7 protein-coding genes and 1 pseudogene are annotated in these 8,387 nt (G+C 44.7%); 2 read left to right on the top strand and 6 right to left on the bottom strand.

The genetic code is table 11. The features are described from left to right. Window positions 1-210, bottom strand: a pseudogene (locus PENNN9_RS07380) (aspartate/glutamate racemase family protein); the annotation flags it as partial. Between the two features lie 267 nt (window positions 211-477). Between PENNN9_RS07380 and PENNN9_RS07375 the strand changes: the two are divergent. Next, window positions 478-732 carry a DUF2798 domain-containing protein gene (locus PENNN9_RS07375; RefSeq protein WP_058369056.1) on the top strand — a complete coding sequence of 85 codons (255 nt, stop codon included), beginning with the start codon at window positions 478-480 and terminating at the stop codon, window positions 730-732. Here the strand turns inward: PENNN9_RS07375 and oppF are convergent. The 5 genes from oppF to PENNN9_RS07350 form a co-directional block, all read right to left on the bottom strand. Further along, entirely contained in the window at window positions 726-1,724 is a 999-nt protein-coding gene (oppF, locus tag PENNN9_RS07370; RefSeq protein WP_058369058.1) for a murein tripeptide/oligopeptide ABC transporter ATP binding protein OppF, read from the bottom strand. The two genes, PENNN9_RS07375 and oppF, sit on opposite strands and share 7 nt — an antisense overlap. 59 nt (window positions 1,725-1,783) lie before the next feature. Further along, entirely contained in the window at window positions 1,784-2,932 is a 1,149-nt protein-coding gene (oppD, locus tag PENNN9_RS07365) for an oligopeptide ABC transporter ATP-binding protein OppD (protein ID WP_082638031.1), read from the bottom strand. 12 nt (window positions 2,933-2,944) lie between these two features. Further along, window positions 2,945-3,850, bottom strand: a complete 906-nt coding sequence (gene oppC / locus PENNN9_RS07360; protein WP_058369055.1) for an oligopeptide ABC transporter permease OppC — start codon at window positions 3,848-3,850, stop codon at window positions 2,945-2,947. Between the two features lie 78 nt (window positions 3,851-3,928). Continuing rightward, window positions 3,929-4,849 (bottom strand): oligopeptide ABC transporter permease OppB, encoded by a 921-nt coding sequence (oppB, locus tag PENNN9_RS07355; RefSeq protein WP_058369054.1) that lies wholly within the window; start codon window positions 4,847-4,849, stop codon window positions 3,929-3,931. 153 nt (window positions 4,850-5,002) lie between these two features. Continuing rightward, a complete protein-coding gene (locus PENNN9_RS07350) occupies window positions 5,003-6,676 on the bottom strand; it encodes an ABC transporter substrate-binding protein (RefSeq protein WP_058369053.1) in 1,674 nt (557 codons plus the stop codon). A gap of 612 nt (window positions 6,677-7,288) precedes the next feature. Between PENNN9_RS07350 and PENNN9_RS07345 the strand changes: the two genes are divergently transcribed. After that, window positions 7,289-8,266 (top strand): zinc-binding dehydrogenase, encoded by a 978-nt coding sequence (locus tag PENNN9_RS07345; protein ID WP_058369052.1) that lies wholly within the window; start codon window positions 7,289-7,291, stop codon window positions 8,264-8,266. Window positions 8,267-8,387 lie beyond the last annotated feature (121 nt).

Here is an 8,387-nt window from a genome sequence, read left to right as displayed (position 1 = left end):
CATCTCATCCCATGCCTCTTGAGCTTGCAACTTATTGATGGGCGCAAAATCGACACTATGAATCAGTAAGTCCGCTGAATGAAGATTACCTAACTTGGCTTTTATACCTTCATTAATCAAGCGATAATAGCTTTCGGTACTCTCCCAGCTCATACCACCGATGATGCCCAATGTTTTTTGTAGAGAATCTCGCTGCTGTTGAGTTGCCATGTTGTTGCCTTATTAGTTTGTTGTGAGCTTGTCCATCGTAGCAAAACTGACTGCCTCAAGTAAGACAATTTCAAAAAGTTAAATATTGTCATTAAGATATAGCAAAGCTTATCATTGATAATAATTGTTTTATCAATAGCTCTGCACGCTATATCATAGACGCCAAAAAATTAAGAATAGTGCTTTACTCAACTGTTTACCGAATGACAAAGTCATGCTGATATTATTATTCGAGCGTGACTTTTTTATGTAGGACTAGATAATATTATGGCAAAACTACCTACTATTAAAATACGTACTCGCCGCAAATACTATCGGCTTATGTTTACAGGTCTCATGGCACTGATGATGTCGCTCATTATTTCGACTGCGTTGATACTGGTCAAATCTGGATACAGTGATCACTTCTTCGCTGATTTACTGAGCTCGTGGGGACTGGCGTTTGTATTCGCTTGGCCAAGTGCGTATGTCTGCGCGTATCTGGTGCAGGAACATATACTCAGTCGGATTGAGTTTTATTGAGTAGTCTCAACCTTATTTTTTAAACAAGCTACCCTATGATTGATCGTTCCCTCCAATACTGGCTCGATCTGCGCGCATTCTGCGTCAGCGAGCGGACAACGAGTGCGAAATACACAGCCAGATGGCGGATGAATAGGACTGGGCAAGTCACCTTCTAACAGCTGAATGGTTTTGTTACGCTCAGCGACAGGATCAGGCAGCGGCACCGCTGACATCAGCGCTTGGGTATAAGGATGGGTTGGGTTGCCATAGACGGCTTTGTCCACGCCAAGCTCAACCGCGTGACCCAAATACATGACTAGCACTCGATCAGCAATATGCTTGACCACTGATAGATCATGAGCAATAAAAATCAGCGCCAGCCCCATCTCTTCTTGAATATCTTGCAATAAGTTAATCACCTGCGCTTGAATAGAGACATCAAGGGCGGAGACAGGTTCATCGCAGATGATGATTTTGGGCTTTAATATCAGTGCACGCGCGATACCAATACGCTGACACTGACCACCTGAGAACTCGTGCGGATAGCGGTTGATTTGATTGGAGAGTAGGCCCACCTTTTTCATAATGGCGCGTACTTCGTCTTGCACTTCCGCCTTCTTCATTTTAGGGTAATAAGTACGTAATGGCTCAGCGATGATATCGCCAACGGTCATACGCGGATTTAAAGAAGCCAGCGGGTCTTGGAAGATCATCTGAATGTCTTTGCGCTTTATTCTCATGGTCTTTTTGGAGGCGCCCACGATCTCAGCATCATTAAATTTAATGCTACCCGAATTGGCACGTACCAGTCCGATGATCGTTCGAGCAAGTGTGGATTTACCGCAGCCTGACTCCCCAACCACGCCTAAGGTCTCGCCGGCAAACAGCTCAAACGATACGCCATCAACTGCTTTTAAGGTATCGGGCTTTTGCCAAAAGTACGAGCCTTTGCGCTTGATAGCAAAGCTTGTGCGCACATCTTGCACTTGTAATAGCGGGGTTTGGTTCAGCGTTGGATCAGGCGCTTGACTGGTCGTGTTAATGGTCTCTATATTCGCTGTGGTCATGCCTAACCCTCCAAATTCAATAGATTGGTATTGCTCTTTGCTGACGTATCCACTTGCATCTCAGGCTGCCAATAACAGGCGCGCTGACGCTCATGCGGTAAGAACTCAAGCGGCGGTGGCACATCGCGACAGATATCCATCGCGTGCGGACAACGCTCATGAAACGGACAGCCAGTCGGCAAGTTTAGCAAGTTCGGCGGACTGCCTGGAATAGTCGCAAGCTTACCACCTTTATCGTCAAGACGCGGAATGGCTTTGAGCAGCCCAATCGTATACGGATGCGTCGGCGTATAAAATATCTCCTCGGTCTCGCCATACGCCATGGTGCGCCCTGCATACATGACCAATACCCGATCGCAGATGCCGGCGACCACGCCCAAATCATGAGTAATCATCACAATGGTCGTACCAAAATCACGTTTTAGCTCATTGAGCAATACCATAATCTGCGCTTGTACAGTGACATCAAGCGCTGTCGTTGGCTCATCAGCGATCAAGAGTTTAGGGCGGCATAAGAGCGCCATAGCGATCATCACGCGCTGACGCATACCACCTGAGAACTCATGTGGATACATACCGATACGTTTTTTGGCCTCGGGGATTTTGACCGCGTCGAGCATTTTTATCGATTCAGCCCAAGCTGCCTTTTTACTCATGCCTTTATGTAAAATTAAAACCTCGGCAAGCTGATCACCTATTTTCATATAAGGATTTAGGGAGGTCATCGGATCTTGAAAGATCATCGCGACTTGCTCGGCGCGGATTTTATTCAATGCCTTTTGCGGTAGTCCTAGCAACTCCTGACCTTCAAATCGTACCGAACCCTGAGTGCGGCCATTTTTAGCCAACAGCCCCATAATGGCAAAGGCGGTTTGCGATTTACCAGAGCCGGATTCACCAACGATGCCTAAAGTCTCGCCTTCATTGAGGTTAAAATTTAGACCATTTACCGCAGTCACCAGACCATCTTCTGTCGTAAACTGTACGGATAAATCTTTGACTGTCAGTAAGCTGTTTTTCTCAGAGCGGCTATCTACAGGCACGTCCCTACTGTCATCACGAATGGTCGAATCTATTTTTTGAGGAGGACTGTTTTTAGTATCACTTTTCGCATGGTTTTGAGCGGCGGTATTGATATCTTGAGTTGTCATAGTGTCGACCTCCTAGCGATCTTTGGGATCAAACGCATCACGCAGACCATCGCCGATAAAGTTAAAGCAAAATAGAGTAATGACCAAAAATGCAGACGGAATCAAAATCTGCCATGGTGCTACCTGCATGGTCTGCGAGCCTTCTTGTAGCAGTGCGCCCCAGCTGGTCATCGGCTCTTGTACACCCAGTCCTAAGAAACTTAAGAACGACTCAAATAAAATCATCGTCGGTACCAGTAAGGAAGCATAAACCACCACCACGCCGAGCACATTTGGCACGATATGACGAAGGATAATGTTGAAACCTGACACCCCGCCGACGTGCGCCGCCTCGATAAACTCTTTACTTTTAAGACTCAGCGTCTGACCACGCACAATACGCGCCACATCAAGCCAAGAAACCAAGCCTATAGCGACGAAAATTAAAATAAGATTACGACCAAATATAGTCACTAGCAAAATCACAAAGAACATAAATGGAAAGGCGCTTAAAATCTCCAAAAAGCGCATCATGATCATATCGACTTTACCACCAAGATAGCCCGATGTTGCGCCATACACGGTACCAACCAATACCGCCACTGTTGCGCCTGCGATACCGACTAATAAAGATATTCGTCCGCCCATTGCGGTACGTACGAGCAAGTCACGACCGAGCGAGTCGGTACCAAAATAATGCTGGTTCTCAATCGATGGCGCCGCTTGCATAAAGCTCCAATCGGTCTCAGCATATCCATAAGGCGCTAGCATCGGTACAAATAACACAAAAGCACCGACCAGCAATAAAATAAAAAAGCTGGCCACTGCGGCTTTGTTTTGATAAAAGCGTCGCCACGCATCTTGCCAAAGGCTACGGCCTTTAATCTCTTTGGTAGGCAAATCAGCCATGCCAGTAGGTTGGTCTGCGATAAGGCTCATAGTCGTCCTTTTAATAATCTGTCATTTAAAGTGTTAAGCGGCAGTGCGCTCTAGATAATGGCTCGCTTTTGATCACAATCAATACTGAACTTTGGGATCAATAACGGCGTATAAAATATCGACAATAGCGTTAAAAGCAATGGTCAATACGCCAACCAAAATGGTCAGACTCAGCACCACACCATAATCGCGATTAAGCGCTCCATTGACAAATAACTGACCAATACCCGGTAGACCAAAGATGGTTTCGATAACAATAGAGCCTGTGATAATACCCACAAAAGCAGGGCCTAGATAAGAAATAACAGGTAGTGACGCTGGACGCAAAGCATGCTTTAACACAATCTGACGCATCGGTAACCCTTTAGATTTTGCGGTGCGTATATATTGGCTGTTCATCACCTCGATCATTGAGCCGCGCATAATCCGCGCGATACTTGCGACATAAGCCAGCGCTAACGCAGTCACGGGCAAGATAAGGTTTTGTAGCGCCCCATCATTCCAGCCGCCTGCCGGTAACCACTGCAAAATGATGGCAAAAATAAGCACGAGTAGCGGCGCTTTGACAAAGCTTGGAATCACAACGCCGGTCATCGCAAAAGCCATGAGTACGTAATCAAGCCATGAGTTTTGCTTGAGTGCAGCGATAATACCAAGTGCCAAACCCAGTACCACCGCTACTACAAAGGCATAAAACCCAAGCTCTAACGAGACGGGTAGAGACTGGGATAACAGCTCATTGACCGTATAGTCTTTGTACTTAAAAGACGGCCCAAAGTCGCCTACTGCCAACTGCTTTAAGTAGTTGACATATTGTAGCCACATTGGGTCGTTAAGATTATATTTGGCTTCAATATTTGCCAATACCGCAGGTGATAAGTTGCGCTCTGTTGTAAAAGGACTACCAGGCGCTAGGCGCATCATAAAAAAGGACACGGTAATCAAAACGAACATGGTCGGAATGGCTTCTAAGATACGCCGAAAGATGAGCTTTAGCATAGAACCTCTTTATAGAACCTTTGTATAAAGGTTCCTATCTCTAAAATTTTTCTTGAAATAATGACCTTCAAGATTTATAAGTCCAAACAGACAAGCGCTATAAATCAGAACAAATCTTTTTTATAGCGCTCACTCATAAAGGTGATTTAATGACTAGTGTTTGGCAATAGAGATATTTTTGCCCTGCCAATTGCCCAAAGGATCATTCTCCGAAAATCCGATAACATAAGGCTTAACCATTCGCGGACTGACGTAGTGATAGATGTTTAACAGCCCCATATCGTCATCCAACTGAGCCTCTGCTTGCTGATACAAATCTGCACGCTGCGCATCGGTGACCCCAGGTTTTAGGGTTTGCGCCATCAGGCTGTCAAATTTGAGGCTATTGTATTTACCGTAGTTGCCGCTATTGTCAGATTTTGTGATATTTAAAAAGGCTGAAGGCTCATTGTAATCCGCACACCAGCCAGCACGCGCAATTTCATAATTGCCGTTACGGCGCGTATCGAGGTAGGTTTTCCATTCTTTATTGACTAAATTAACATCGACAAACCCAAGTGCTTGCTTCCACAATGAAGTGGCAGCAACCGCGACCTTTTTATGATTGTCATTGGTATTGTAGAGTAGCTCAAAGCTAAGCGGATTATTCTCATCATACCCTGCTTCATTGAGTAGTTTTTTGGCCTCAGCGATACGCTTGTCTTGATCCCAACTAGACCACTCTGGCGTGTTTGCCACATCACCATTGGTCACAGTAGGCGTCAGCTGATAAGCGGCCGTTTGGCCTTGACCGATTACTTTATCAACGATAGTGTCACGATCTAAGGCTAGCGCCAAAGCGCGGCGTACTTTAGGATCATCAAAAGGCGGTTTTACGGTATTAAATTCATAATAGTAAGTACAAAGGTAAGGCGATACTCTCAGCTCTTTTCCATAATCTGCCTGCAAAGAGTTAAACTGCTCGGTTGGAATCTCGTTATAGGTTACATCAACCTCACCTGCCTGATAGCGCGATACATCAGTCACGCTAGAGGGAATCGGTAACATGGTAATCGTATCAAGCGTAGTATTGGCATCATCGTAATACTTAGAATTACGCGACAGCACCAGCTCGTCATTGATCTGCCATTTACTGACTGTATAAGGACCATTAACTACGATATTCGTAGGGTCTGTCCACTTATCGCCAAATTCTTCGACAGTCTTTTGATGTACTGGTTTGACTGAGTTATGAATCAGCATATCGGGGAAGTACGGTACTGGTTCTGTTAGTGTCACTTGTAGCGTCTTATCGTCGATGGCTTCTACACCTAGCGTTTCAATACCAGCAGCGCCCGCGACGATTTGATCAGCGCCTTTCACTTTGGCATCAACCAAATAGCTTGAATAAGGGGACGCTGTATTTGGATCGACCAAACGACGCATACTATAAGCGAAATCCTCTGCGGTAACTGGATCACCATTTGACCAGTTGGCGTCACGCAGTTTAAACGTCCATACCTTATTATCGTCGCTCTCCCAGCTGGTTGCCATTGCTGGGATAGTTTTGCCATCAGCATCGGTATTGGTCAGGCCCTCAAATATTTGACGACCAATATTAGATTCGGGTACGCCCGATACTTTATGCGGATCTAGCGACTCAGGTTCGGTGCCATTATTAATGGTCAGCTCTTGCGTTTCAGCCAAGACATTAGGGTCAATGTCAGCCGCAGCATCTGCATTGCTGTTGTTGGCAGTATTGTCGCTACAGCCCGTCATAAACATAGCAAGTACAAGAGAAGTGGGTAAAAATACGGTAGTACGCAGGGAGGTCGGGTTGAAAGTCATATGATATCCTATCGGGCAGATGGCAAGCAGCTTGCCCAATCTTTTAGTAAATCCATTTAAGTTTAGTATCTATTATTTATGTCATTAAAGGTCATATTTAGACCTTTTACCTTGTAATTACAACGCTTCAACCAAGCCATTTCAAGTCTAAATGAACAGTTACTATTACCTATTGATAACACAAATTATAAAACTATTGGTAACATTAATAATAAAAAAAGTTATGAATGTCAACAGCTTTTAAGACTTTGGAGAGAATATGAGGTAGGAAGAGTCTCTTAAGACGATGATGCTATTAGGTCAAAATGATAAAAAATCCTGTCAATTTATGAGTTTTTGCACAAACTTTATCGCTTTTATCGCTTAAAACCGACCTTTCATAAAAAGACTACTCTTCTGTTATGAATTGTAGTCAAAATTTTTCAATAGCCTATAATGCTCAGCAGGGTATTATTTGACTGTTTGGTCTGAATCTTAATAGAAGTGACGTTACCTTGTGATTGTAAATCGATGACAACGTTCATTAACCAAACTGGTGTTGCGATAGACACGCACGACTTGCTACTGTGGCTGGTAGTTTTTCACCAATCAAAAAACAAAAAAGGATTTATTATGCGTAGCGCAACTTATGACAATTTTGGCAAACCGACTGAAGTGCTTAGCTTAGGTGATAGCCCTATTCCAGAACCAAAAGCAAATGAAGTGCGAGTCAAAACCATACTCGCCTCCATTCATAACCATGATCTATTAACCATTCGCGGTAAATACGGCTTTAAACCAGAACTGCCAGCGATCGGTGGTTCTGAGGCCTTGGGGATCATCGATGCCGTTGGCAGTGACGTCAAAGACTTAAAAGTCGGTCAACGTATTGCAGCAGCAAGCGTCCAAGCGACATGGGCTGAATACTTTACCGCGCCTGCTAGCATGATATTTCCTGTACCGGACAGCTTGGATGACGAGTTGGCTGCACAATTAATCGCCATGCCGCTTAGTGCCTTGATGCTGCTTGAATTCTTAGAAGTAGAGAGCGGTCAATGGGTTATTCATAATGCTGCCAATGGCGCAGTCGGTAAATCGCTTGCGATGTTGGCTGCAGCGCGCGGGGTGAATACAATCAACGTCGTACGTAGTAGCGATGCGTTAGAAGAGTTAGAAGCCCTCGGTATCAAAAACAATATCAATAACTCAGACGAAGACTGGAAAGATCAAGTCCGTCACATTATAGGCGATGACAGCATCAGCGCCGCAGTAGACTCGGTCGGCGGTGAGGCCAGTGGTGATTTACTGTCATTGCTAGGTCACTATGGTACGTTTGCTGTCTTTGGCGCAATGTCAGGCAAGCCAATGGCGCTCAATCCTACTGATATGATATTTAAGCAAGCAACGTTAAAAGGCTTTTGGGGCAGCAAAATCAGCCAAGAAATGAGTGTCGAAAATAAGCAGCGTTTGGTTGATGAGCTGATCGAGCGCGCCGTTGATGGCAAGTTAAAGCTGCCCGTTGAAGCAACTTTTGATCTGGCGGATATCATCAAAGCAGTCGATGGTAAATTGCAGTCTGAAAAAACAGGCAAAGTGCTTTTGAAGCCTTAGTTTTTAGTCAATACTAAGACTATCAATAATGGCAGTGTTCTTCTTAGAATGCTGCCATTTTTTTTATGCTTTTGTGTTTTTATTTAATAATAGTAACCCATTCATCGAATTTACAATGATA

Source organism: Psychrobacter sp. ENNN9_III, assembly GCF_001462175.1.
Classification (GTDB): domain Bacteria; phylum Pseudomonadota; class Gammaproteobacteria; order Pseudomonadales; family Moraxellaceae; genus Psychrobacter.
This window is presented reverse-complemented; position numbering and strand designations above follow the sequence as displayed.